This is a genomic window from Desulfobulbus elongatus DSM 2908 (assembly GCF_000621145.1).
In the GTDB taxonomy this organism is placed as follows: domain Bacteria; phylum Desulfobacterota; class Desulfobulbia; order Desulfobulbales; family Desulfobulbaceae; genus Desulfobulbus; species Desulfobulbus elongatus.
Map to the genome: position 1 here is coordinate 1 of NZ_JHZB01000037.1, position 25848 is coordinate 25848.

Below are 25848 nucleotides of genomic sequence, written 5' to 3' on the forward strand. Positions count from 1 at the left end.
ACGTTTTGCTGAAAAACAGAGTGGTGGCGCCAAAAGAAAAGGATACTCCGCAAAATCTCTGCCTTGATGCAGCATATGTGGGCAAGGAGGATACTGTACTCTCCAATGGCTTCATCCCCCACATCCGCCCACGAGGCGAAGAGAAAAAATTGATCGAAAGAGATCCTTCGTTCAAGGCACGGCGCTGGGTCGTTGAGTTAGCACATTCATGGTTCAACCGGTTTCGCAAATTGATACCACGATACGAGAAGACAGATCTCTCGTACATTGCACTCAACACATTGGCAGCCGCCATGATTGTCCTGAACAAGGTCATGGTTATTTATGGATAATCACTAAACAGACAGACGCCGGACGAGGCGTACGTCACCAGGCCGCTGGCAGTGCGATCGGCAGCATGACCAGGGCAGAGGCTCTACTTACAATTCACAGAATGCTGTCCAAACGGGTGAAGCCACCTCTCCACCTCTGTCGCCCGCAACCGAAACGAATCGAGCCATGAACAAACGGCTTTTTGTCGCCATCGATCCACCGGAAGCGATCCGGGAACAGCTCGCCTCTCTCTGCTGCGGCCTGCCCGATGCCCGCTGGACGCCGCCGGAGCAGCTCCACCTCACCCTCTGTTTCATCGGCGAGGTCGACGGCACTACGTTTCTCGATATCCGCGAGGCCTTGACCGGGATCGCCGTCGCGCCATTCGATCTGCGCGTGCGAGGTGTGGGGTTTTTCCCACCCAGCGGCCAACCCCGTGTCCTTTGGGCCGGGGTCGAGCGATGCGAGCCCCTGACGGTCCTCCAGCGCAAGATCGCCACCCGTCTGTTCCAGATGGGTATCGAGTTGGAAAATCGGAAATACTCGCCGCATATCACCCTGGCCCGCTTGCAGCACACACCGGCCTCGAAGGTCGGCAAATATCTTGCGATGCACGGGTTGTTCGCCGGCGGTCCGTTCGCGGTGGACCGCTTTTCCCTCTATGCAAGCGTGCTCGGCCGCAAGGGAGCGACGCATTGCCTTGAGCAGGCGTACATGTTCCGGAATGAGGGGGCGGCATTGCATCGTGACCCTCCCTGAAAAGCAAAAAAGGCAGGGCCGGGGCGGCTCTGCCTTTTTTTGTTGCCCTGCTTGACCTCGCGGACGGCATCAGGTACATACCGTGTGGTTGCAGGCCATAAAAAAAGCGGTCATCGGGAAAGCCCGATGACCGCTTGGATTTTCTGGAGGCGACGAGCGGATTTGAACCGCTGAATAATGGTTTTGCAGACCACTGCCTTACCTCTTGGCTACGTCGCCCAAGTGTGCGGCACTTATAACCAGAGATTTGTCTTTTGACAAGGAGAAATCAAAACCCATGGGAACCACGCTCGCGGCCCTGATCCAGGACAACGAGGAAGGGTTGCAGGAGTTGCAGGAACGGATCGGTTACCGGTTCCGCGACCTGCGGTTGCTGCAACTCTCTCTCATCCACAGCTCCTTCGCCTTTGAACGGCTCGACGACGGCCGCCACAACGAAACCCAGGAATTCCTCGGCGACGCGGTCCTCGATCTCACCGTCGGCTTCATCCTCTTCACCCGCTTTCCCGAGATGCGGGAAGGCAAGCTGACCCGCATCCGCTCGGCCCTGGTCAACGAGGGCGGGCTGGCGGAACGGGCCAAGGAGATCGATCTCGGCCGGCATCTCTTCTTGGGCAAGGGGGAAACCGCCTCCCAGGGTCAGGACAAGCCGTCGATCCTGTCCTGCGCCTACGAGGCTCTGGTGGGGGCGATTTTCCTCGACGGCGGCTACGACGCGGCCCTGGCCTTTGTCCGCCGTTTCTTCGAGCCGCATATCGACCGGCACCAGGAGCAGCTGGTCAGTGCCGATGCCAAGAGCGCCCTCCAGGAACTCTTGCAGGAGCGGTTCAACGAGGGGCCCGAATATGTGCTGGTGGACGAGGAGGGACCGGCCCATGCCCGCCTTTTCTCGATCGCGGTGCGGTTCCAGGGCGAGGAACTGGGCACCGGCAGGGCCTCCAGCAAGAAGGAGGCGGAACAGTTGGCCGCCCGCGCGGGCCTGGCCGTCCTGCAGCGGCGGCACGGATGAGGCGGATGCGACGGATGCTGGTGATCCCGGTTTTCATCCCCCACGAGGGCTGCCCCCACCGCTGCCTGTTCTGCGACCAACACGGCATCAGCGGCCAGGCGGCGCCCCCTTCGGCCGGCGCGGACGTCGGTGCCACGATTCGCGCCTGGCTGGCGCGAGCAAAGCCGGAGAACCGGCAAGAGGTCGAGGTGGCCTTTTACGGCGGCAGTTTCACCTGTCTGCCCCATGCCCGGCAGACGGAATTGCTGGCAGCGGTGCAGCCTTTCCGGCAGCAGGGTCTGGTGCAGGCCATCCGCCTCTCCACCCGGCCCGATGCCATCGATGACGAGCGGCTCGACCTGCTGCTCCGCCACCGGGTCTCGACGGTCGAGCTAGGCGCCCAATCCTGCGACGACGAGGTCCTGCGCCGCTCCGGCCGCGGCCACGATGCCGCCGCCATTGCCGCCGCCGCCCATCTGATCAGGACGCGCGGCCTGCGCCTGGGCCTTCAGCTCATGCTGGGCCTGCCCGGCGAGCATTTCCGCTCGCTGGCGCGCACGGCCGCCGAGGTGATCCGCCTGCGGCCGGATTTCGTCCGCATCTATCCGGCCCTGGTCCTGCGCGGCAGCGGCCTGGAACAGTTGTACCACCGGGGAGGATACCGGCCGCTCAGCCTCGGCCGGGCCGTGGCCTGGGCGGCGTATCTGCAGAAACGGTTTGACGCCGAGGGGATCGGGGTGGTACGGATGGGCCTGCAACCCACGGCGGAGTTGGCGCGCGCCCTGGTGGCCGGCCCCCATCACCCGGCCTTCGGCGAACTGGTCCGGGCGCGGCTGATGTTGTGCCGGACCCGCAGCCTGCTGGCCGGGGTCCCGGCTGCGGACCCGGTCGCGCTGGTGATCGCCGAGCGGGATCAGTCGGTCTTTCGCGGCCCCGGTTGCGCCAACCTGCGCCGGTTGCGCCAGTTGGGCCTGCTCGATCGCTTTGTCCTGCGCACCGATCCCGCCCAGCCGCGGCAGACGCTGCGGCTTTTTCCGGCCGGCTCGCCCGGAGCGGGCACGTCCGGTCGGGCCGCATCCTCCTGATCGATCCCCACGGTTCCGACCGCGACAGATAATTTTCGCACAACATCTATCCATGCTCAGCATCAACGACCTCAATCTGCAATACGGCAGCAAGCACCTGTTCCGCGACGTCTCGGTCCAGATCCATACCGGCGACCGGGTCGGGCTAGCCGGGGTCAACGGCGCGGGCAAATCGACCTTGCTCAAGATCATGAGCGGCGAGCAGGACGTCGATCCCGGCATCGTCAACCGGGCGTCCTGGTTCACCGTGGCCTACCTGCCCCAGGAGGTGAGCATCGACCTCGGCAGCCGCAGCCTCTTTGCCGAGGCGGAGTCAGCCTTCGACGATGTCCTGGCCCAGCAGGAGGAACTGGAACGGGTGAGCGGCGAACTGGCCCTGCTCGATGCCGGCGATCCGGCCATCGACGGGCTGCTGGCTCGGCAGGGCGAGTTGCAGCACCTGCTGGAGGGGAGCGACGTCTTCCGCATCCGGCCCCAGGTCGAGCGGGTGCTGTTCGGCCTCGGTTTCTCCGCCGCCGACCTCGACCGCGAGGTGAAAAGTTTCTCCGGCGGCTGGATCATGCGGCTGTTGCTGGCCAAGTTGCTGCTCAAGCGGCCCGCGCTCCTGCTGCTGGACGAGCCCACCAACCACCTCGACCTCGACTCGCTCACCTGGCTGGAGGACTTTCTCATTGGCTACCAGGGGGCGATGGTCATCATCTCCCACGACCGGGCCTTCCTCGACCGGGTGACCTCGACCACCTGGGAGCTGAGCCTGGGCCGCCTGAGCGTCTTCCGCGGCAACTATTCCCACTACCTGGTGGAAAAGGCGCAGCGGCTGGAGCTGGAGCGGGCCGCCTACGACAATCAGCAGGCCATGATCCGCCAGTCCGAGCGGTTCATCACCCGCTTTCGGGCCAAATCGACCAAGGCCCGCCAGGTGCAGAGTCGGGTCAAGCAGTTGGAAAAGCTGGAGCGGATCGAACTCTCCGAGACCGACCGCACCATCCGCTTCGCCTTTCCGCCGGCGGCCCCCTCGGGCCGCGACGTGCTCCAACTGGAAAACGTGCGCAAGAGCTACCACGGCAAGCCGGTTTTCGACGGGGTCGGCTTTTCCCTGCAACGCGGCGATAAGCTGGCGGTGGTCGGCGTCAACGGCGCCGGCAAGACCACGCTGCTCAAAATCCTGGCTGGGCAATTGCAGGCCGAGGGCGCGATCAGGCTCGGCCACAACGTCATCCTCTCCTACTTCGGCCAGCACCAGGCCCAGGAACTGGCCGGCGAACTGACCATCCTCGATACCGTCTACCACACCGCCGTGGACATGACCATCACCCAGGTCCGCTCGCTCCTGGGCGCCTTCCTGTTCACCGGCGACGAGGTGGAGAAGCAGGTGCGGGTGCTGTCCGGCGGCGAGAAATCGCGGGTGGCCCTGGCCAGGATGCTGGTGCGGCCGGCCAACCTGATGCTGCTCGACGAGCCCACCAACCACCTCGACATGAGTTCCCAGGAGATCCTCCAGGAGGCCATGGCCCAGTACGAGGGCACGATCGTCGTGGTCTCGCACAACCGCTTCTTCGTCAACTCCTTCATCAACAAGGTGCTGGAGATCAGAAACGGCAAAGCCACGCTCCATGAGGGCAACATCGACGACTACCTCGAATGGCGGCGGAAGATGGAGACTCAGGGCGAAGCCGCGACGCCGCAACCGGCGCGGGGCGAGGCGGCTGCCGTGCGAACCGAGGCCGCCGATGCCGGCCAGAGTGTCGACAAGAAGGCGCTGCGCAAGCAGCGGGCCCTGGAGCGGCAGCAGCTCAACAAGAAACTCGGGCCGCTGAAGAAGAAGAGCGAGGAGGCCGAGCGGGAGATCGGGCGGCTGGAAGGCCGCAAGGCCGAACTCGAAGCCCGGATGGCCGATCCCGATCTCTACGGCGACCAGGAGCAGTGGAGCGCGGTCAGCCGGGAATACGGCCAGGTGGAACGCCAGTTGGAGCGGGCCTACCAGCGCTGGGAAGAGGCCCAGCAGGCCATCGAGACCATCGAGCGGGAAGCGGCGGCCACCGAGGAGTGAGCTTCCGGTATTGCCGGACGGGGCATTCTGCTCGGCACGGGGCAGGCTCCAGGAGGTGCAATCCGTCGTTTCGACGCGCGCAGCGCGGAATCGTCGTAGCACGGAGATTTCTCGTCGCTTCGCTCCTCGAAATGATCCGGTTCCTACCGGCATTCGCTGGACGAAGCATGCCTTGTGTTTGATTTGGCAATGGAATTATCCCTGAACGGAGCAATCGAATGAAAAAGAGTGTGGCCATTGGCCTGTGCGTGGCGGCTGTCGTTGCCGCCGGTTTGTATTTCCTGCTGGGGGACAGGGCGGCGGTCAACCCCTATGCGCGCTTTCTGCCGCCGGATGTGGTGGGTACCGTCAACCTGACCCACGCCGGTGCGCTCGCCGACGGCTTTGCCGCCTCGCCGCTGGGGCAGGTGCTCGCCAAGGACACGGTCCACGCCATTGTCCGGGAGATGGGCGGCGAGCCCCAGGACATTGCCGAATACGACCGCGTCTACGATTCGGTGGCAGCGGTGGCGAACGATCCAGCCTTCCGCGCCGTGTTCGGCGACGACGCCACCCTGGCCCTGCTGCCGCCGGACCGCACCGTCCTGGCCGAAAAGCCGCAGGAGGCGCTGCGCGATGCCCTGGTGGTGGTGGCCCGGACATCAGCCGCCAGCGCCCTGGACATGCTGAGCCGGTTGATCAAAAATGCCCGGATCGGCCGGGAAACGGTGGACGGCCTGGATCTGGTCAAGATCACCCCGGACAAGGGGCAGGTCTTCTATGGCCATGCCGAGGGCAGGATGGTCTTTCTGGCCAGCGCGCCGGCCGCCATCAAGGCCTGCCTCGCCGCCGGCAAGGGCGAGGCCGCCCTGGACAAAGCGTCGGCCTTCCAGGCGGCGGCAGCCTTTTGGAAGACCTTTCCCGAGGCAACGACCTATTCCCGGATGTATGTCAATTTCCCGGCCGTGGCCGAACTGTTCAAGACGGCGGCCGTGGCCGAACTCAGGGAAACCGGGGAGATGCTGGCCGGGGTCGGCACCATGTATTCGATCAGCTACGGGACCGCCCAGGGCCTGGAAAGCCGGGGGCAAGCCGGCCTGACCTATGACCAGCTCCATCCGGCAATGCAAGATCTGCTCGATGCGGCGGCCAAGGGTAACCAGAGCCTGCATCTGCTCACGGAGCACACCCTTGCCTACAACTGGGCCTCGTCGCTCCAGGCGGAGCGGATCATGAAAGCCATGGGGGCCGCCGATGCCGAGGAGTACCGCAAGACCGACGCCGAGGTCCGGCAGAACCTGGGCGTCTCCCTGGAGGAATTGGGCCGGGCCTTTGGCCCCCAGTACGGCGGCGTGCTCGACGACATCGTCCGCACCCCCCTGTTCCCCTGGCCGAAGCTGACCTTTTTCGTCGAGGTCCGCGACCGCACGGTCGCCGAGACCGCGCTGAACGGGTTGCGGCGTCTCGTTGCCGGCGAGGGGATCACCGCCGAGGAGCAGGAACAGGTGGCGGGACAGACCGTCTATTCCTGGCCGGTCCTGCCCGGTGCGGCCCAGCCGGCGGCGGTGCTCGCCGAAAACATGCTCTACCTGTCCACCAGCAAGGAGGCAATCAAAATGATGCTTGAAACCAAGGCCGCCCCCGACGTTCTGGCCGCGCCGGTGGCCGCGCAGCTCGGCCCGGAGCTGGCCGGCCGGATGGGGGACGCCAATTTCAGCGACTTCGTCGTGTTTCCCGCCCGAATGGCGCGGCAGACCGGCGAGACCATCGACTGGCTGGCCGCCATCCTGGCCACCAGCAAGGGGACCAGCCTGGAGCGGCTCAATCGCGAGCTGGTGCAACTGATGCGATCGACGGAACTGATGGCCGGAACCACCCGGGTGAGCAGGGAGCGGATGGAATGGACCCTGACGATCACCAGGGCCAAAAACCAGGCGGCAGGCGCGAACGGCCAATGAACGGCCGCGTGATGCAGAAGGGGGAAAGAGCGGGAAAAAGGGCTTGCCTTACCCTTGCCATTCAAGGTAAGGATGCACACTTGGCCAACTGTGCGGGAAGAATGGACACGGCGGTGCAGCCCCGCCGCACCCGTGGGGATGAGGTGCGGCGCCGGCCGGCATGGCGGCCGATTTCCGTGAACAACAGCAAGGAGGAAAGACGTGGCGTTTGAGAACGAGACGAAGTTGTGGCTTTCCGGCAACGAGGCGATCGCCCTCGGCGCCTGGGAGGCGGGTGTCCGGGTGGCGTCGGGCTATCCGGGCACGCCCTCGACCGAGATCATGGGCAATCTGTCCCGCTGCGAAGGGGTCTACACCGAGTGGGCGCCCAACGAGAAGGTGGGGCTGGAAGTGGCCATCGGCGCCTCCTTCGCCGGTGCCCGCGCCCTGGCCACCATGAAGCATGTCGGCCTCAACGTGGCCGCGGACCCCCTGTTTACCGCCGCCTACACCGGCGTGCGCGGCGGCCTGGTGATCCTGAACGCCGACGATCCCCAGATGCACAGTTCCCAGAACGAGCAGGACAACCGCAACTACGCCTTTGCCGCCAAGCTGCCCCTGCTCGAACCCTCCGATCCGGCCGAGGCCAAGCAGATGATCGTCCGGGCCTACGAACTGAGCGAGCAGCTGGACACGCCGGTGATCATGCGCATCACCACCCGCATCGCCCATGTGCGGGGCGTGGTCGAGAAGGGCGCCCGCAGCGCGACGCCTGAACCCTCGATCGAGAAGGCGCCGGCCAAGCTGGTCATGCTGCCCGGCAACGCCCGAGTGCGGCGGGTGGCCGTGGAAAAACGGATGCAGGCCGCCCGCGACCTGGCCGAGACCCTGCCGGAAAACCGGATCGAGCCCGGTACCGGCAGGCGCGGCTTCATCACCTCGGGCGTGCCCTACAACTACGTCAAGGAGGCCTTTCCCGACGCGCCGGTGCTCAAACTCGGCATGGTCTGGCCGCTGCCGGAAAAGATGATCCGCGCCTTTGCCGCCACCGTGGACGAACTGATCGTGGTCGAGGAACTCGATCCCTTCATCGAGACTCATCTCAAGGCCATGGGCATCGCCTGCCGGGGCAAGGACCTCATCCCCAACCAGGGCGAACTCAATTCGTTCATCGTTCGCAAGGCCATCGCCCCGGAAACCGTCGGCGAGATCTTCGCCCCGCTGGAGCTGCCGATGCGGCCGCCGAACATGTGCGCCGGCTGCCCGCACCGCGGCCTGTTCTACGGCCTGTCGCGGATGAAGGACGTGTTCGTCTCCGGCGACATCGGCTGCTACACCCTGGGTTTCCTGCCGCCGCTGTCGGCCATGGACGCCTGCGTCTGCATGGGCGCCTCGATCAGCATGGCGCACGGCATGGCCAAGGCGCTGGGCAAGCAGGGAGAGGGCCGGATCGTAGCCGTGCTCGGCGACTCCACCTTCATGCATTCGGGCATCACCGGCCTGCTGAACATGGTCTACAACGGCACCTACGCCTCGGTGATCATCCTCGACAACCGCACCACGGCCATGACCGGCCACCAGGACAACCCGGCCTCGGGCCGCTCCATCCTGGGAGAGGCGGCGCCGGCCCTGGATCTGGAGGCGCTCTGTCGGACGCTCGGCGTCAAGCGGGTGACCGTGGTCAATCCGCACGATGTCGAGGCCACCCGCAAGGTGCTCAAGGAGGAGATCGAGACCCCCGAACCCTCGGTGATCATCAGCCGTGCCCCCTGCGTGCTCCTGCCCGAGGAGGTCAAGCGCAAGAAACCGGTCTATTGCACCAACCTCGACAACTGCACCGGCTGTTCGCTCTGCGTGCAGATGGGCTGCCCGGCCATCAGCTGGACGCCGCTCACCCCCGAGGAGGCGGTGGCCCGCGGCTACCGCGAGAAGCAGAAGGGATTCGCCCGGATCGCCGAGGTCCAGTGCAACGGCTGCGGCCAGTGCGCCTGCGTGTGCAAGTTCGACGCGATCACGAAAAAGGAGGCCAAGTGATGAAGCAGAGCGGCAACATTCTCTTTTCCGGCGTGGGCGGCCAGGGCATCCTCCTGGCCAGCGAATTGACCGCCCATGCCCAGTTGGCGGCCGGCTTCGACGTCAAGAAGAGCGAGGTCCACGGCATGGCCCAGCGCGGCGGCTCGGTCGAGGCCCATCTCCGCTACGGAGAGAAAGTCTACTCGCCCCTGATCGAACTGGGCGCGGCCGACATCCTGGTGGCCTTCGAAATCCTGGAGGCGGTGCGCTACCTGCCCTACCTGCACCGCGACAGCGCCGTGGTGGTCAACACCCAGAAGATCCTGCCGCCGGCGGTGGCGCTCGGCCGGGCCACCTATCCCGAGAACATCCTCGACGAACTCACCGCCCGCCACATCAAGGTGGTGGCCATCGACGCCTTTGCCGTGGCCGAGTCGGTGGGCGAGCTGCGCACCGCCAACGTGGCCATGGTCGGGGCCATGTCCAACTTCCTCGCGGTCGAGCCCGAGGTCTTCCTTCAGGTGATCGACGACACGGTCAAGGAGCGGTTCCGCGAGGTCAACAAGAAGGCCTTTGCCGCCGGCCGGGCCGCGGTCTACGCCTGAACCGGCGCCTACCAACAAGGAGAGGAGAGACGATGATGTGGGTTGAGGAAATCGAGACGCTGCCCCGGTCCGGCCTGGAATCGATCCAGCTCAAGCGGTTGCAGGCCCTGGTCCATCGCATGTACGACAAGGTGGCGCCCTACCGGGTCAAGATGGACGCGGTCGGGGTCAAGCCGGGCGACATCCGCTCGCTCGCCGACCTGCGCAAGCTGCCGTTCACCACCAAGGACGACCTGCGCGACAACTATCCCTTCGGCCTGTTCGCCACCCCCATGGACGACGTCATCCGGGTGCACGCCTCCTCGGGCACCACCGGCAAGTCCACGGTGGTCGGCTACACCCAGGCGGACATCGACCTGTGGGCCTCGGTCATGGCCCGCTGCCTGACCATGGCCGGGGTGACCAAGGGCGACATGGTCCACAACGCCTACGGCTACGGCCTGTTCACCGGCGGCCTCGGCGCCCACTACGGCATCGAGGCCCTGGGCGCCACGGTCATCCCGATGTCGGGCGGCAATTCCAAGCGCCAGGTGACCATCATGCGCGACTTCGGCTCCACCGTGCTCCTCTCCACTCCTTCTTACGCCCTCAACCTGGCCGACGCCATGGTCGACGCCGGCGTTCGCACCGAGGAACTCAAGCTGCGGGTCGGCATCCACGGCGCCGAACCTTGGAGCATGAACATGCGCGAGGAGGTGGAGCGCAAGCTGGGCATCAGGGCGGTGGACATCTACGGCCTGTCCGAGATCATCGGTCCCGGCGTGGCCATGGAGTGCCTCCACTCCGAGCGCGGCATGCACATCCTCGAAGATAATTTCCTGCCCGAGATCATCGATCCGGACACCCTGGAACCGCTGCCTTACGGCGAGACCGGCGAGCTGGTCTTCACCACCCTGACCAAAGAGGCCTTCCCCTTGATCCGCTACCGGACCAAGGACATCTCCCGGCTGTTCCTCGAACCCTGCGGCTGCGGCCGCACCCTGATCCGCATGGAGAAGGTCATGGGCCGGACCGACGACATGCTGATCATCCGCGGGGTGAACGTGTTCCCGTCCCAGGTCGAGCACGTGCTGATGGGCATCGACGGGGTCGAGCCCCACTACCAGATTGAGGTCACCCGCGATGGCAGCCTCGACGTGATGTCGGTGCTGGTCGAGGTGAGCGAGAACATCTTCTCCGACGAGATCAAGGTGCTGGAAAACCTGACCAAGAAGATTCAGGCCGAAATCAAGGACATGCTCGGCGTCACCTGCAAGGTGAAGCTGGTGGAGCCGCGCTCCATCCAGCGCTCCGAGGGCAAGGCGCAGCGGGTCATCGACCGGCGCACAATCTAACCACAGGAGGATCGTATGCGTGTTGAGCAAATTGCGGTTTTTCTCGAGAACAAATCGGGCCGCCTGGCGGAAATCACCCGTATTCTGGCGGAGAACGACATCAACATCCGGGCGCTGTCCGTGGCCGATACCGCCGATTTCGGCATTCTGCGCCTGATCGTCGACAAGGTCGACCTGGCCAAGGAAACCCTGCGCGCCGGCGGCTTCACCGTCGGCAAGACCAACGTGGTGGCGGTCGAGGTGCCGGACCGGGCGGGCGGCCTGGCCAGCGTGCTCGAGGTGGTCCACGAGGACGGCCTGAACGTCGAGTACATGTACGCCTTCGTCAACAGGAGCGGGACCAACGCCGTGCTGATTTTCCGCTTCGACGAGATGGACAAGGCCATCGCGGTGCTGCAGGAGAAAGGCTTTGTCCTGCTGACCGGGCAGCAGATCTGTGCCCTGTGACGGGGCCGCGACGCCGTTTCGCCGGACGCGGGCAGGGCGGTGTCGCTTGTTGGAATGCAATGTGAATACAAGGGGGGGAACGATGAAAAGCAGTCTTTCGCACTGGGTGCGGGCGGGGGCGGTGTGCTGTCTCCTGCTGGGCCCGGCGCTGTCGCCGGCCCTGGCCGGCACCGTCAAGGTGGGCGCGATTTTCGCGGTGACCGGGCCGGCCTCTTTTCTCGGTGGCCCCGAGGCCCGGACCGCCGCCCTGGTGGTCGAGAAGATCAACAAGGCCGGCGGCATAGGCGGCGACACCATCCAACTGATCGTCAAGGATTCGGCCGGCAGCACGGAAAAGGCGGTTTCCTTCGCCAAGCAGCTGATCGAGGAGGAGAAGGTGGTGGCCATCATCGGCCCCTCCACCTCGGGCGAATCCATGGCGGTGAAGAAGGTGGCCGAGGACGGCCAGACCACGCTGATTTCCTGCGCCGCCGCCGATGTGATCGTCAATCCGGTGGCCCGCTACGTGTTCAAAACCCCGCAGAAGGATTCGTTCGCCGCCCAGATGATCTTCGAGGAGATGCGGCGGCTCAAGATCGACACCGTCGCTCTCGCCTCCGGCAACGACGGCTTCGGCAAGGCCGGCAAGGAGCAGTTGGAGAAACTGGCGCCCGCCTTCGGCATCACCGTGGCCGCCTCCGAAACCTATGACAGCAAGGCCACCGATCTCAGCGCCCTGGTGGCCAAACTGAAGGCCAATGCGGCCATCCAGGCGGTGATCAACTGGTCGGTGGTGCCGGCCCAGGCCATCATCGCCAAGAACATGCGTCAGGCCGGCTGGCGGGTGCCGCTGTTCCAGAGCCACGGGTTCGGCAACATCGAATATGTCCGGGCGGCCGGCGCCGCCGCCGAGGGCATCGTTTTCCCCTGCGGCCGGCTGCTGGTGGTCGATGCCCTGCCGGCGGGCCATCCCCAGAAGGCGCTGCTCGGCCAGTACAAGAGCGAGTACGAGGCCGCCTACAAGGAAGAGGCCTCGGCCTTCGGCGGCTACGCCTACGACGCCATGAACATGGTGGCCGCGGCGGTCAGGCAGGCCGGCAACGACCGGGCCAAGGTGCGCGACGCCGTGGAAGGCCTGAAGAACTTCCCCGGAGTGGGCGGCATGTTCACCTTCAGCCCCGAGGACCACAACGGGCTGACCATCGATTCCTTTGCCATGATGACGGTCAGGGACGGCCAGTTCGTCCTCTACCAGGGCAAATAAGGTCTGTGCCGGCGGGCTTCGATGAGGCCCGCCGGCGGTTTTTCTCCGCATGAGTCTCGATCTCTTTTTACAATACCTCTTTGCCGGCATCACCTACGGCTCGATCTACGCCATCGTCGCCATCGGCTTCAACATCATTTACAACACCACGGGCATCATCAACTTTGCCCAGGGCGAGTTCGTGATGCTGGGTGGCATGATCGCCATTTCCCTGCTGGAGTATCTGCCGCTGGGCTATGCCATCGCCGCGGCGGTGCTGATCACCATGGCCATCGGCGCGCTCATCGAGATGCTGTTCATCCGCTGGCTGGAAAGCCCCTCGGTGCTGCGGATGATCATCATCACCATCGGCATCTCCATTCTGCTGCGCGAATCGGCCCTGCACATCTGGGGCGAGTCGATCCGCAGCCTGCCCTATTTCTACGGCAACGAGATCACCACCTTCAACCTGGGCAGCGTGCACATTTCGCCGCAGGTGGTGTGGGTGATCGTGGCCTGCGCGGTGATGATGGCCGGCCTGAGCGTGTTCTTCAGGTCCACACCCATCGGCCGGGAGATGCGAGCCTGCGCCGCCAACCGCACCGCGGCCCTGCTCTGCGGCATCAACACCCGCAACATGGTGACCCTGTCGTTCATGCTCAGCGCCGGCATCGGCGCCTTGGCCGGCTGCGTGATGTCGCCGATCACCTATACCCAGTACGATTCCGGCACCTCGCTGGCGATCAAGGGCTTCACCGTGGCCATCCTGGGCGGGCTGGGCAATTCCCTGGCCGCGGTGGCGGCCGGCATCCTTCTGGGGATCATCGAGGCCTTTTCGGTTTCGGTGGTGCCGCTCGCCTTCCAGGACGCCATCGCCATCGCCATCCTGTTGCTGATCCTCTTTGTCAAGCCGCACGGAATCTTCGGCTCCAGCGAAGCGGCCCGCCTGAAGGATTTCTGATGCGGACGCCCCGGAAAAACATTTCGCTGGCGGCGCTCTGCCTGGTGACCGTCGGCCTGCACCTGCTCACCGCGGCCACCGGCACCCAGTACTACCTGACCCAATTGACCATGGCCGCCTATTACGGCCTGGTGGTGATCGGGCTCGGGGTGCTCATGGGCTATGCCGGCCAGATTTCCATCGGCCATGCCGGGTTCTTCGCCATCGGCGGCTACCTGGCCGCGGCCCTGACCACCCGCAACCTGGAGCCGTTCCGGGATGCGCCGCTGGTGCGGGGCCTGGACAGCCTCGGCCTGCTCGCCGCCGGCCAGGACATCTACGGCGCCGCCCTGCTCACGGTGACGCCCTGGGCGGCCTGCCTGCTGGCGGTGTCGCTGGCAGGCCTGGTGGCCCTGGTCATCGGCGTGCCCGTCCTCAAACTCAGGGGCCATTATCTGGCCATGGCCACCCTGGGCTTCGGCACCATCGTCTACCGGATTTTTCTCGCCTCGCCCTATTTCGGGGAGGCGGACGGCATCGCCGAGGTGCCCGCGTTTCCCCTGCTGCCCGCCCTGGGCGGATTCGGGCCGGTGGTGGTCAGCGGCGGCGCCGAGCATCGAGTGCTCAACTTCTACGTGGCCTGGGGAGTGCTCATCCTGGGGATGGCCCTGTTGCTCAACCTGATCGGTTCGCGGGTCGGCCGGGCCCTGCGCTCGCTGCACAGTTCGGAAGAGGCGGCCGAGGCCTCGGGGATCGCAACCGCCCGCTGCAAGCTCCAGGTTTTCGTGCTGAGCGCGGTCTATGCGGCGCTCGCCGGGGTGCTGCTCACCCATTTCAACGGCGGCATCGGCCCGAGCGAGGCCTCGGTGATGAAGTCGGTGCGCTATGTCGCCCTGGTCGCGGTGGGCGGCATGACCAATCTCTGGGGCACCCTGATCATGGGCGTCGGCCTGACGTTTCTCTCCCTGCGCGGCGTGTTCGGCGCGCATGACGACGTGGTCTTCGGGGCGATCCTGATCGCGGTCATGCTCTTCACCCCGGAGGGCATGCTGAGTCTGCGCCTGAAGGAATGGGCGCGCCGGCTCATTCCGGGGGCGCGGTCATGAGCGGCGGCAACGGCCAGACCATGGGCGGCGGGCAGGAACCCCTGCTGGCCCTGCACGGGGTGCACAAACGGTTCGGCGGCCTGCATGCGGTCAACGACGTCAGTTTTTCGGTGGCGCCGGGCAGCATCAAGGCGGTGATCGGCCCCAACGGCGCCGGCAAGACCACCCTGTTCAACCTGATCGCCGGCAACCTGCCGGTTTCCGCCGGCACCATCACCTTCCGCGGCGAGGAGATCCAGGGAAAAAAGACGCATGCGATCGCCCGGCTGGGCATGGCCCGCACCTTCCAGAACATCAAGCTCTTCCACGGCATGACCGCCCTGGAATGCGTCATGGTCGGCCGGCACGTGCGAAGCCGGAGCGGGTTGTTCGCCGGATTGTTCAGCCTGCCCTCGACCTGGAAGGAGGAGCGGGCCATCCGGACGCGGGCCATGGAACTGCTCGATTTCCTTCAGATCGCCGACCTGGCCCACGTCGAGGCCACCAGCCTCGCCTTCGGCCAGCAGCGGGCGGTGGAAATGGCCCGGGCCCTGGCTGCCGAGCCGAAGCTGCTCTTGCTCGACGAGCCGGCGGCCGGGCTGAATATCTACGAGACCGCCGAGGTCGCCCGCCTGATCACCACCGTCCGTGACATGGGCATCACCGTGCTGCTGGTCGAGCACGACATGTCGCTGGTCATGGACATCTCCGACGAGATCCTGGTCTTGAGTTTCGGCGCCAAGCTGGCCGAGGACACGCCGGCCAACATCCAGAAGAACACCGAGGTCATCAACATCTACCTGGGAGCGGACGATGCGGCCTGAAAACCGGCATCCCGGCCGGCCCTCCCCCTGGCGGGCGCCATGCTGAGGATTCGCAATCTCGACGCCGGCTACGGCAAGCTCCGGGTGCTGAAAAACATCTCGCTGCACGTCAAGGCGGGCGAGATCGTCACCATGATCGGCGCCAACGGCGCCGGCAAGACCACTTTGCTGCACACCGTCGTCGGCCTGGTCCGGCCGATGCGCGGCGACATCGTCTTTCTCGGCCGCAGCAACGGCCGCTCGTCGGTGGCGAAGATCGTGGCCTCGGGCTGCGCCCTGGTGCCCGAGGGGCGCCAGGTCTTTGCACCGATGTCGGTGGAGGAAAACCTGTTGCTGGGCGGCCATGTCCTGCAAAAGGAGCGGGGCCGGGCGGCGGTGCTGAAGGAATTGGAGCATCAGTACGAACTGTTCCCCATCCTGCGCGAGCGGCGGCGGCAGTTGGCCGGGACGCTGTCCGGCGGCGAGCAGCAGATGCTGGCCATGGGCCGGGCCCTGATGTCCGGCCCGAAACTGGTGATGATGGACGAACCCTCCACCGGGCTGGCGCCGCTCATCGTCCGCGACATCTTTCAGATCATCCGCCGGCTGCGCGAGGAGGGCAACACCGTGCTCCTGATCGAGCAGAACGCCAGGGCCGCCCTGGGCATTGCCGACCGCGGCTATGTGCTCGAGGTGGGCAAGGTCATCCTCCAGGGGCCGGCCGCCGACCTCCTGGCCAACGCCGATGTCCAGCGGGCCTACCTGGGGCGGGAAAAGATAGGCTAATCGCAGGATGCGAGCATCCTGCCAGACGAACCGAAGGAAGACAAAGAGACAATGTACTGGGAACCGGAACGAGAATGCATGGCCAGGGAGGACCTGGAGCAGCTCCAGCTGGAGCGGTTGCAGTCCACGCTGTATCGGGTGGGGACGCATGTTCCCTTCTACAAGAAAAAATTCGATCAGCTCAAGTTCAACTACGACGACATCCGTTCCCTGGACGATTTGAGGCGGCTGCCGTTCACCGAAAAGCAGGACCTGCGCGACAACTACCCCTACGGCCTGTTCGCCGTACCCCTACGCGACGTGGTCCGGGTGCATTCGTCGTCCGGCACCTCGGGCCAGGCCACGGTGGTCGGCTACACCCGCAACGACATCAAGACATGGTCGAACCTGGTGGCCAGGGTGATCACCGCCGCCGGCGTCACCAAAAACGACGTCATCCAGATCGCCTTCGGCTACGGCCTGTTCACCGGCGGTTTCGGCCTCCACTACGGCGCCGAGCTGATCGGGACCTCGGTCATCCCCATCTCGGCCGGCAACACCAAGCGCCAGATCCAGATCATGCAGGACTTCAAGACCACGGCCCTGGTCTGCACGCCCTCCTATGCCCTGATCCTGGCCGACGCCATGATGGAGGCGGGGATCAATCCCAACGGACTCTCCCTGCGTTACGGGCTGTTCGGCGGCGAACCCTGGTCCGAGGCCATGCGCGAGGAGATCCACCAGAAACTGGGCATCATCGCCACCGACAACTACGGCCTGTCCGAGGTCATGGGGCCAGGGGTGTCCGGCGAGTGCCAGCAGTGCAACGGCCTGCACATCAACGAGGACCATTTCCTCCTCGAAATTCTCGACCCCGTCACCCTGGAACCGGTGCCCGAGGGCGAGGTGGGCGAACTGGTGATCACCACCCTGACCAAGGAGGCCTTCCCCATGGTCCGCTACCGGACCAGAGACCTGACCCGGTTCATCCCCGCGCCCTGCCCCTGCGGCCGGACGATGAAACGGATGCAGCGGGTGATGGGCCGCTCCGACGACATGCTGATCATCAAGGGCGTCAACGTCTTTCCCATCCAGATCGAAAAGGTCCTGTTCGAGGTCGAGGGCACCGAGCCGCATTACCAGATCGTGGTCGAGCGGGAAAACCATGCTGACAAGATCACCGTGCTGGTGGAGGTGGTGGAATCGATCTTCTTCGACGAGATGAAGAAGCAGCGCGAGGTGATCGACCGGATCAAAAGCCGGCTGGCCTCGGAGGTGGGCGTCGGCGTCGAGGTGAAGCTGGTCGAGGAAAAGACCCTGGAGCGGTCCGAAGGCAAGGCCAAGCGGGTCATCGACAAAAGAAAACTGTAAAAGTGCCGCCGCGCCACAAAAAGAGTGGACACCGGATGAAAAAGGGTGATTAGCTTATGGCAGCATGCGCAAACAACGCAGGCGGCGTGCGCGGCGCTCGCGCCGGAATCCCCGGCTCGTGCCACGGCGGACGACAATGCCAATCCTGGTGCTCCTGGCCGGTCAACCAATCCCTGCCGACCGTGAATACCTTTTGTCCAGTCAATTATTACGAAAGGAGATGTGTATGAAATGGTATGTGTCCGGGCTGCTGGCCCTGGTGCTCGCGGTACGGCCGGCCTTTGCCGCCGATCAGCCCATGGAGTTGAAAACCGACGAGCAAAAATTGAGTTATGCCATGGGCCTGGATCTGGGCGAGTATTTCAAGGGCCTGGAGGAGAACTTCGATCTGGGCGTGCTGCAGCAGGGTATCACTGACGGCTACAACGGCAACAAGCCGTTGCTGACCCCGGAAGACGCCGCCACCATTCAGCAGGCCTTCGCCAAGCGGCAGCAGGAGAAACAGATCCAGAAGACCATGGCCATGGTGCAGAAGAACCGCAAGGCCGCCGAGGAATTTCTGAAAGCCAACAAGGCCAAGGAAGGGGTGGTGGAGACTAAGTCGGGCCTGCAATACAAGATCGTCAAGAAAGGGCAAGGGGCCAAGCCGACGCCGGCCGATACCGTCAAGGTCCACTACAAGGGTTCCCTGCTGGACGGCAAGGAGTTCGACAGCTCCTACAAACGCAACGAACCGGCCGTCTTCCAGGTCAACCAGGTCATCGCCGGCTGGCAGGAAGCCCTGCCGCTGCTGGAGACGGGCACCACCGCCGAGTTGTACATCCCGCCGGATCTCGCCTATGGCGATCGCGGCGCCCCCCCGGTGATCGAGCCCGGTTCCATGCTGGTGTTCCAGGTCGAATTGCTTGAAATCCAACAACCCGCCAAGGAAAAGGAGAAGGGGAAAAAGGAATAACCCCTTTGCAACCGTGGCCTTCGGTCATACATTGTGGCTACGTCAGAACCTTGACCTGTCCGGAAAGCAGAGCGATCCGTATCCTTGGCTTGGCAGCGGGAGGCGAACCATGGGAAAAGACAAGTGCTGCAAGGCGTTCGAAAAAAAAGGCAAGAGATGTTCCGATTGTCCGCTGAAAGACAAGGATAAGAAGAAAAAGAAGGACAAGGACAAAAAGAAAAAAAAGAAGGATAAGAAGTAGCAGTGCGCGGTTTCGTGTCCGGTCCGTTGGTTCCGGAAAGCCGGATGTCGTCAGTCGATGTCCGGCTTTCCTTCTTTTTGGCGGGCAGGATTCTCCGCTCCCTGCCGCAGGGTCGCCCGCAGGCCCTCCAGGAGGACAAACCGCCCCAGCGGGTGGACACGGCAGGGAAAACTGGCGACAAAAAGAGGATTGGCGCAGAGACCGCCGGAAAGATACAGTTCGTCCGGCTCATGGGCGAAGCGGTGGGCATTGAGGGCGATGCCGCGAACGAACCGGGCCACCGCTTCGGTCTCGGAGACGCCGGCGACCACGGCGTCGAAGATATGGCTCATGCCGAGCACGCCGCAGGTGATGGAAAAACCGGTGGCCGGGGCGGGGATGGCGGCGTAGTCGAGCCGGTAATAGGTGGCGAGCAGCTCGATGGTGAAGCCCATGGAAGCGCCGCATTCGGCGTTCCAGCCCATGTCGGCGACGGTGCCGTTGTGAATGCGGACGAACTTGATGTCGCGGCTGCCGCAGTCGAGAAGAACGAAATCCGGCCGGTCGACCAGTTGGAGCCCCCCCCTGGCCAGTGCGGTCAGCTCGTTGATGCTGCGCAGGCTCCGGCGGGCGGCGTTGTGACCGGTGGCCAAGTCGGCCCGGAAGGAACGGTCCAACTTGCGGGTGGCGACAATGCGCGGGGTGCTGTCGCGGCGCGTGTCCAGGATCTTGCAGTAGGAGGTTCCGAAATCGGCCAAAAGCATCAGCCGGCGCCTCCCCGGCCCGGCGTGATGCCGGAGAGTTCGAGGAAGGCCTCGATTTTGGCGCGGGTGGAACTGCCGGCGGTGACGTCGCAATCCACGGCGATGGCGCGCGGATGCTTGGCTGCCAGGTGTTTGGCCAGGACCGACTTGGCGCAGAAGGACTGCGAGAAGAAGACGGTGGGAAGGGCCGGATCGAAGTGCCGTTCCAGCTCCAGGTCGGCGGGGGTCTTGTTCTCCATGCACCGCGTCCAGCCGAAAACATGGGTGGTGTCGGGGAAGAGTGCCAGCAGGGAAAAATCCCTGGGCGGCACGCCCCAGAAGCCGCAGGATGGTCGGCAGGTTTCCATGGGCGGATGGGGCGCGGCCGATTGCACCCCCTTGGTGATCCGGCGGAATTTTTCCATGAGAGGCAGGTGGCTCGTGCACAGCGGATGACCGAAGGCGCGGGTGTCCTGATTGCGGGTACGGATCACCGGGACAGGCAGCATGTCGGCGATGACCTCGGCCACATGGAGGGCGCAATCGCATTTGCCCGGCCCGACGTCGATGTACACTTGGTCCAATTGCAGATGGAGGCAGTTGAGCGCCACGGTGCGGAGAATGGCGCAGTACGCGCGGGGGATGCGGGCAGCGGTCTGGTCGATGGGCGCCCGGACCTGGGGCTCGTCGAGATCGACGATTACATCGCCCGCCCGGTTGATCGTCTCGATCACCGCCAGGGGCGGCACGCCGACGATACCGACCCGCCGGGGCATCAGGTGTCCTCCCGCATCAGGAGGAAGATGCCCAGGCAGCTGACCACCAGATGCACCGACACCGCCGCTGCCAGCGGTGGGATATAACCGGCCTTGGCCAGGGATTGGAGGGTCGTGTACAAACCCCAGCTGACAAAGGCCATGCCGCAGCTCACCGGGATGGCCAGCGAGAGGTCCCGCCCCCATTTGCGGTAGACCAGCAGCAACAGGGGCAAGCCCAGCAGCAACAGGGGCAAGCCCAGGAAGGTGTATGAAATCCGGCCGTAAAATTCGGCCCAGGCCTTGGTGCGCGCCTCGTCGGAGCGACTGTGCCGGGTTTCCTTGTACAGCTCGGCGAGAGAAAGCTCCATGGACCGATAGGGCGGAACGAAAAACGCCTCGGGCTGCTCGGGAAAGGCGAAGCGCCGCTCATGGAAGACCTCGGTGGCGAATCGTTCTTCGCCGCGCGCCTCCTGCACCTGACCGTCGTACAAGGTCCACACTCCCTGGTCCCACACGGCGGTTTCCGCCGCGATCAGGGTCTGAGGCCGGTACGCTGCATTCCAGGCCGTGTATGAAAAGTTGGCGAACAGATTCTTCTGGGGATCGGGCCGGGCAAAGGAATAGAACCCGTCCAGCCCGCGGTAGTAATACCGGCCGCTCCGATAAATGCCCGAGGGGTTCCTGCCCTTGACCTCGCGGTTCCAGATGTGGTTGGTGGCGGTGACGGTGGTGGGCAGGACCGTCTGGGCTATGGCCAGAAACAGCAGGATGCAGACCATGGCCGCGGCGATGATCGGCAGGGTGATTTTTCGTAAAGGGATGCCGCAGGCCTTCAGCGCAATCAGTTCGTTGCTGTGGTTGAGCATGCCGAGGGTCACGACTCCGGCCAGGAGAATGCAGACCGGACTCATCATGTCGACGATGAAGGGGATGTTGAGAAGAAAGAATTCGGCGATCAATTCGAAGGATTTGCCTTTCTCGAGAAAGTCGTCGATCTTCTCAAAGAAATCGATCAGCAGGTAAATGCTGATGAAGCTGGCCATGATCAGGCCGAGGTTGCGGATGAAATGGGCCAGGATATAGCGATGGAGCAGGATCATGCAGCGGTCGTTTATGGAGAATCGTCAGGAAAACTCGGGGATGGCGCACTGTCGCGGCCGGAAATCGGCCGCCTGCGGATCGGCACCACCTGTTCTCTAGTACCCTCTTGCCCGGTTTCCGTCAAGGAATACGCTGCGGGATGCCGCCGGCCGGCCTCTCGCTTTCCGGAAAGACGGAGCTTGCACTTCTCGGTGTCTCTGTGTAAGGTAATGCCTTCGTCTTTTTCGTGCTTTTTGTGCTCTGAGACAAGCATATGTTGAGGAAGTTCTTACCTGAAGCCTTTGTCCGTCCGATGAGTTCCATCATGAACATGCCCACAGCGTGTGAGCCGGCAACGGACATCGCGCCGTTCGTTCTCGGCGGATAAGACCCTCGGGCTGCGTTCGCTTCAAGAGACGGCAGCGTTTATTTATCGGCCCTCGTCTATGCAGAAACGACTCGAAAAAATCGCGGACAACAACATCACCCGAAGCGCCAGCAAGAATTCCGCCATCGCCCGGCTCAACGGACTCTGGGCCATCTTCGACCGGAACGATACCGTGCTGATCGTCATCAGCGCCGATCCCGATGCCCTTGCCTCGGCCATGGCGCTCAAACGGCTGCTCAGCTATCGGGTGCAGAGCGTCACCATCGGGTATCCCAACGAGATCAGGCGCCTGAACAACCTGACCATGGTGGAGCGGCTGAAAATTCCCATCGAGCGGTTCCACACCCTGTCGATGAAGGACTACACCAAAAAGGTGCTGCTCGACTCCCAGCCCAATCATCTGGCCTGCTTCGAGAAACTGACCTTCAATGCGGTGATCGACCATCATCCGGTCACCACCGGCTGGGACGCGGATTTCATCGATATCCGGCCCGAATACGGCGCGGTCTCCTCGATGATGCTGGAATATCTCCGTGCCGCCGGCATCAAGCCCTCGGTTGCCCTGGCCACGGCTCTGTTTTACGGGATCAAGGTCGACACCCAGAATTTTCAGAAGCAGAACATGCAGGTATCCGACGGCATCTGCTTCCGTTATCTGTTCAATATCGCCAACCTCAATCTGGTGCGCAAGTTCGAACTGACCGAGCTGCGCCGCTCCGAACTCCGCTATTTCCGTATCGCCCTCAACGAAGTCAAGGCGAGCAACCACAGGGCCTATGTGCACCTCGGCAAGGTCGGTACCCCCGACATCCTGGTGATCATCGCCGATTTCTTCAATCGGGTCGAGGGGTTCGACTGGGTGATCGTCTCCGGCATCCATGGCGAGAAGCTGGTGGTGATTTTCCGCTGCGACGGCTACCGGAAGAATGCCGGCAAACTCGCCAAGGCCACCTTCGGCCGTTTCGGTCCTGCGGGCGGGCATCGGGAGGCGGCCCGGGCCGAATCGCCCCTCAAGAATCTGCCTCTGCGGGAGAATCAGGAGTTCACCACCAAGACTCTGATCCGCCTGATCACCCAGCACGTCAAATAGCCCCGCCGTTCCCATCCTCCTGCATCGCCGAACGGCCGGTTTTCCGTGGTCGTGCGAGATAGTGCTTGCGCCGCGTCGGAGGTTGGGCATATTATGCGAGGCAGTTCTCATTCTTGCCGGGCGCCAGCGGACAGGGCCTTGCCGCCGCACAACGGGCGCCTTATCCCTCTGGACGGTGTTCTATGCAAAGACCTTCGACCCTGGCGATGATCTTGGCAGGCGGCCGTGTCGACGAACTGGGTGTGTTGACGCATTATCGGCCGAAATCCGCCGTTCCCTTCGGTGGATTTGCCCGGGTCATCGACTTTCCCCTTTCCAACCTGCTCCATTCCGGCATCGAACGGATCGCCATCCTCAGCCAGTACCGCTCCTATTCCCTCATCAACCACATCGGTACCGGTGCGGCCTGGGATATGATCGGCCGGAACCGCGGCATCTCCATCCTGCCGCCGTTCAAGGATTACGACAATCCCCACTGGTACCGGGGATCGGCCGACGCGGTCTACCAGAATCTCGATTATATCCAGTATTATGGACCGTCGGTGATTCTCATCCTGTCGGGCGATCATGTCTACCAGATGGACTATCGCCGGATGATCCGCTATCATCACGAGCACGACGCCGACCTGACCGCCGCCTTCATCGAGGTGGAGCCCAGGGCGGCCTCGCGGTTCGGCGTGGCCGAAATCGCCGACGATTCCGAAGACGGCGGCCGCATGCTCTCCTACGAGGAAAAGCCGGCCAACCCCAAGGGGCGCTGGGCTTCGCTCACGGTGTTCTGCTTCCGGCCCGCGGTCCTGTTCGAGGTGCTGAAAAAAAACCAAAAGGGTGATTCGTACGAGTTCGGCCGCGACATCATCCCGATGATGATGCGGGAGCAGTACAAGGTGCACGGCTACAAGTTCCGGGGCTACTGGGGCTATACCCGCACCATCGACGAATACTGGCAGACCTCGATGGATCTGCTGGGACCGGACCCCAAGATCGATCTCGAAGCCTGGGGCATCCGCACCAACTTGGCCCATCGCAATATCGCCGACCGCCAGCCGGTGAAGATCGGACCGCACGGCTGCCTGGAGAATTCCATGGCCTATAACGGCTGCCTCATCGAGGGCACGGTGCGCAATTCGATCCTCTTTCCCGGCGTCCATGTCATGGCCGGGGCCGAGATCAACGACTCCATCATTTTTTTCGACAACACCGTTCATGCGGGCGTCTGCCTCAACCGGGTGGTGAGCGACGTCAACACGGTGTTCAACCGGGATGTCCGGGTAGGCGAGCCCCAGTGCGAGAAGCCGAGCCGGGTCAGCGTCATCGGCTGGAACAACAGCATTCCCGAAGGATTGCACATCGGCTGCGGCTGCCGGGTCGCGCCCCGGATCGCCCCGGAGAAATGGCCCAAGGACAAACTGGAAGACGGGGAGGAACTGCAATGAGAGAAAGCGGCGACGCCTTGGTGCTTCTTCTGGCCGGTGGAATCGGCAGCCGGCTGAACCTGCTGGTGGAGCACCGCGCCAAGCCGGCGGTGCCCTTCGGCGGCCTTTACCGGATCATCGATTTCAGCCTGTCGAACGTGATGAATTCCGGCCTGACCAGGGTGGGGGTCCTCACCCAGTACAAGCCCCTGTCCCTGATGGCCCATATCGGCGACGGCGCTGCCTGGGATTTCACCGGACGGACCAGGGGCATCAAAATCCTGCCGCCCCGGACCGGCAAGAAGGACTCCGACTGGTACAAGGGCACGGCGGATGCCATCCGCCAGAATATCGATTTCATCCTGGCCAATCCGAGCGAGCAGGTGGTGGTCCTTTCCGGCGACCACATCTACCGGATGGATTTCGACGCCATGCTTTCCTACCATCAGCACAAGCGGGCCGACATCACCATCGGCATGATGGTGGTGCCCAAGTGCGATATCCACCAGTTCGGCGCCGGCATCATCGACAACGAAAACCGGGTGGTCGAGTGGGAGGAAAAACCCAAGGTGCCGCGGACCAACCTGGCCTCGATGGGCATTTATGTGTTCGAGACCAAATATCTGCTCGAAACCCTGGCGCGAGACCGGCGGGAAAATGATTTCGGCATGGACATCATTCCCCGGGCCATCAGGGAAGACCGGGTCTATGCCTACCCGTTCTACGGCTATTGGCGCGATGTGGGCACGATTCAGTCGTATTGGGAAACCAACATGGACATTATCCGTGAGAACTCGGGTATCTCGCCGGAAGAATGGGAGATCCGGCCCAATCCCGAATACGGCGACCGGCCCATGGACCGTGCCCCGGCGCGGTTTCTGGCGGGATGCAAGGTGGCCTCGTCATTGATCTCTGCCGGCTGTGTCATCGAGGGCACGGTGATCAATTCCGTGCTGTCGCCGGGCGTGCGGGTGAAAAAGGGTGCGGTGGTCACCAATGCGGTGATCTTCGACGACGGGGTTGTCGAGGAACGGGCGGCGGTCGATCTGGCGATCCTGGACAAGCGGGTCCAGGTGGGCAGGGGAGCGGTGGTCGGACACGGCGACAATCTGACCCTGGCGAACCAGCAGTATCCCAAGCACCTCTATACCGGTATCTCCTTGGTGGGCAAGGAGGCAATAATTCCCGTCGGCGCGCAAATCGGCCGCAACTGCATCGTGCAATTCGGCTATAGTGGCGATTCCTTCAGCGGCCGGAATGTTCTCCCGGACGGCCAGTCGGCCTGATGCGGGCAGGCAGGAAGTGCTTGCGCGGGTGCAAGGAAACGGGTATTTTCATCGCCCTGAAAACGGCCGCCCAGGGGTGCCCCCTGCGGGTCAGTCCCTGCATCGTATTGAATGCTCTCTGCAATATTGCTCCAGTAGCTCAGGTGGATAGAGCACAGGATTCCTAATCCTGGTGCCGCAGGTTCGAATCCTGCCTGGAGCACCAATAAACAAAGGCC

At 63.7% G+C, this 25848-nt stretch carries 23 protein-coding genes and 2 tRNA genes; 21 read left to right on the forward strand and 4 right to left on the reverse strand.

Going from position 1 to position 25848, the window contains the following annotated elements; all coding sequences use genetic code 11:
- Together Q362_RS20970 and thpR are read left to right on the forward strand one after the other, a co-directional pair.
- The coding region (locus tag Q362_RS20970; RefSeq protein ID WP_035216961.1) for a transposase at positions 1-332 on the forward strand (332 nt) is incomplete at its 5' end.
- Between the two features lie 166 nt (positions 333-498).
- Positions 499-1071 carry an RNA 2',3'-cyclic phosphodiesterase gene (thpR, locus tag Q362_RS0114740; protein ID WP_028319306.1) on the forward strand — a complete coding sequence of 191 codons (573 nt, stop codon included), beginning with the start codon at positions 499-501 and terminating at the stop codon, positions 1069-1071.
- Between the two features lie 144 nt (positions 1072-1215).
- Here thpR and Q362_RS0114745 read toward each other — a convergent pair.
- Positions 1216-1290: transfer RNA gene (locus tag Q362_RS0114745), tRNA-Cys, on the reverse strand.
- A 58-nt stretch (positions 1291-1348) separates the two neighbouring features.
- Between Q362_RS0114745 and rnc the strand changes: the two genes are divergently transcribed.
- From rnc to bamJ, 15 genes are all read left to right on the forward strand, one after another.
- Complete coding sequence (gene rnc / locus Q362_RS0114750) at positions 1349-2080, forward strand: ribonuclease III (RefSeq protein WP_028319307.1); 732 nt, start codon at positions 1349-1351, stop codon at positions 2078-2080.
- A gap of 5 nt (positions 2081-2085) precedes the next feature.
- On the forward strand, positions 2086-3144 hold the full coding sequence (locus Q362_RS20975; protein WP_169737438.1) for an elongator complex protein 3: 1059 nt from the start codon (positions 2086-2088) through the stop codon (positions 3142-3144).
- A 52-nt stretch (positions 3145-3196) separates the two neighbouring features.
- Positions 3197-5194 (forward strand): ABC-F family ATP-binding cassette domain-containing protein, encoded by a 1998-nt coding sequence (locus Q362_RS0114760; RefSeq protein ID WP_028319308.1) that lies wholly within the window; start codon positions 3197-3199, stop codon positions 5192-5194.
- Positions 5195-5412: 218 nt separating this feature from the next.
- Positions 5413-7131 carry a DUF3352 domain-containing protein gene (locus tag Q362_RS0114765; RefSeq protein WP_028319309.1) on the forward strand — a complete coding sequence of 573 codons (1719 nt, stop codon included), beginning with the start codon at positions 5413-5415 and terminating at the stop codon, positions 7129-7131.
- Positions 7132-7332: 201 nt separating this feature from the next.
- Positions 7333-9144, forward strand: a complete 1812-nt coding sequence (iorA, locus tag Q362_RS0114770) for an indolepyruvate ferredoxin oxidoreductase subunit alpha (RefSeq protein WP_028319310.1) — start codon at positions 7333-7335, stop codon at positions 9142-9144.
- Positions 9144-9728 (forward strand): indolepyruvate oxidoreductase subunit beta, encoded by a 585-nt coding sequence (locus Q362_RS0114775; protein ID WP_028319311.1) that lies wholly within the window; start codon positions 9144-9146, stop codon positions 9726-9728. Before iorA ends, Q362_RS0114775 begins: the two co-directional genes overlap by 1 nt.
- A gap of 32 nt (positions 9729-9760) precedes the next feature.
- Positions 9761-11062, forward strand: coding sequence for a phenylacetate--CoA ligase family protein (locus tag Q362_RS0114780; protein ID WP_028319312.1), 1302 nt, complete (start codon positions 9761-9763; stop codon positions 11060-11062).
- A 15-nt stretch (positions 11063-11077) separates the two neighbouring features.
- Positions 11078-11509: an ACT domain-containing protein gene (locus Q362_RS0114785; RefSeq protein WP_028319313.1), complete on the forward strand. Its 432-nt coding sequence runs from the start codon at positions 11078-11080 to the stop codon at positions 11507-11509.
- An 82-nt stretch (positions 11510-11591) separates the two neighbouring features.
- Positions 11592-12752 carry an ABC transporter substrate-binding protein gene (locus tag Q362_RS0114790; RefSeq protein ID WP_028319314.1) on the forward strand — a complete coding sequence of 387 codons (1161 nt, stop codon included), beginning with the start codon at positions 11592-11594 and terminating at the stop codon, positions 12750-12752.
- Positions 12753-12801: 49 nt separating this feature from the next.
- The gene (locus Q362_RS0114795) at positions 12802-13692 is read left to right on the forward strand and encodes a branched-chain amino acid ABC transporter permease (RefSeq protein WP_028319315.1); all 891 of its coding nucleotides are present in this window, start codon (positions 12802-12804) and stop codon (positions 13690-13692) included.
- A complete protein-coding gene (locus tag Q362_RS0114800) occupies positions 13692-14777 on the forward strand; it encodes a branched-chain amino acid ABC transporter permease (RefSeq protein ID WP_028319316.1) in 1086 nt (361 codons plus the stop codon). Before Q362_RS0114795 ends, Q362_RS0114800 begins: the two co-directional genes overlap by 1 nt.
- Positions 14774-15580 (forward strand): ABC transporter ATP-binding protein, encoded by an 807-nt coding sequence (locus Q362_RS0114805; RefSeq protein WP_245590243.1) that lies wholly within the window; start codon positions 14774-14776, stop codon positions 15578-15580. The genes Q362_RS0114800 and Q362_RS0114805 overlap by 4 nt, the downstream gene beginning before the upstream one ends.
- A gap of 39 nt (positions 15581-15619) precedes the next feature.
- Positions 15620-16345: an ABC transporter ATP-binding protein gene (locus tag Q362_RS0114810; RefSeq protein ID WP_028319318.1), complete on the forward strand. Its 726-nt coding sequence runs from the start codon at positions 15620-15622 to the stop codon at positions 16343-16345.
- A 51-nt stretch (positions 16346-16396) separates the two neighbouring features.
- Positions 16397-17695: a phenylacetate--CoA ligase family protein gene (locus Q362_RS0114815; protein ID WP_028319319.1), complete on the forward strand. Its 1299-nt coding sequence runs from the start codon at positions 16397-16399 to the stop codon at positions 17693-17695.
- A gap of 226 nt (positions 17696-17921) precedes the next feature.
- Entirely contained in the window at positions 17922-18650 is a 729-nt protein-coding gene (bamJ, locus tag Q362_RS0114820) for a BamJ family beta-barrel-assembly machinery protein (protein WP_028319320.1), read from the forward strand.
- Between the two features lie 291 nt (positions 18651-18941).
- Here bamJ and Q362_RS0114830 read toward each other — a convergent pair whose 3' ends face one another.
- From Q362_RS0114830 to Q362_RS0114840, 3 genes are read right to left on the reverse strand one after another with little or no spacing between them, the layout of a single operon-like run.
- The gene (locus Q362_RS0114830) at positions 18942-19634 is read right to left on the reverse strand and encodes an ATPase (RefSeq protein ID WP_028319321.1); all 693 of its coding nucleotides are present in this window, start codon (positions 19632-19634) and stop codon (positions 18942-18944) included.
- Complete coding sequence (locus tag Q362_RS0114835) at positions 19634-20389, reverse strand: hypothetical protein (protein WP_028319322.1); 756 nt, start codon at positions 20387-20389, stop codon at positions 19634-19636. The genes Q362_RS0114830 and Q362_RS0114835 overlap by 1 nt, the downstream gene beginning before the upstream one ends.
- Entirely contained in the window at positions 20389-21471 is a 1083-nt protein-coding gene (locus tag Q362_RS0114840) for an LptF/LptG family permease (RefSeq protein WP_028319323.1), read from the reverse strand. The genes Q362_RS0114835 and Q362_RS0114840 overlap by 1 nt, the downstream gene beginning before the upstream one ends.
- A gap of 426 nt (positions 21472-21897) precedes the next feature.
- Here Q362_RS0114840 and Q362_RS0114845 point away from each other — a divergent pair, with 426 nt between their 5' ends.
- The 4 genes from Q362_RS0114845 (at position 21898) to Q362_RS0114860 (ending at position 25835) form a co-directional block, all read left to right on the forward strand.
- Positions 21898-22929, forward strand: coding sequence for a DHH family phosphoesterase (locus tag Q362_RS0114845; RefSeq protein ID WP_028319324.1), 1032 nt, complete (start codon positions 21898-21900; stop codon positions 22927-22929).
- Between the two features lie 182 nt (positions 22930-23111).
- Positions 23112-24365, forward strand: coding sequence for a glucose-1-phosphate adenylyltransferase family protein (locus tag Q362_RS0114850; RefSeq protein ID WP_028319325.1), 1254 nt, complete (start codon positions 23112-23114; stop codon positions 24363-24365).
- Positions 24362-25630: a glucose-1-phosphate adenylyltransferase family protein gene (locus Q362_RS0114855; RefSeq protein WP_028319326.1), complete on the forward strand. Its 1269-nt coding sequence runs from the start codon at positions 24362-24364 to the stop codon at positions 25628-25630. Before Q362_RS0114850 ends, Q362_RS0114855 begins: the two co-directional genes overlap by 4 nt.
- A 128-nt stretch (positions 25631-25758) precedes the next feature.
- A tRNA-Arg gene (locus tag Q362_RS0114860) sits at positions 25759-25835 on the forward strand.
- The last annotated feature ends 13 nt before the right edge of the window (positions 25836-25848 follow it).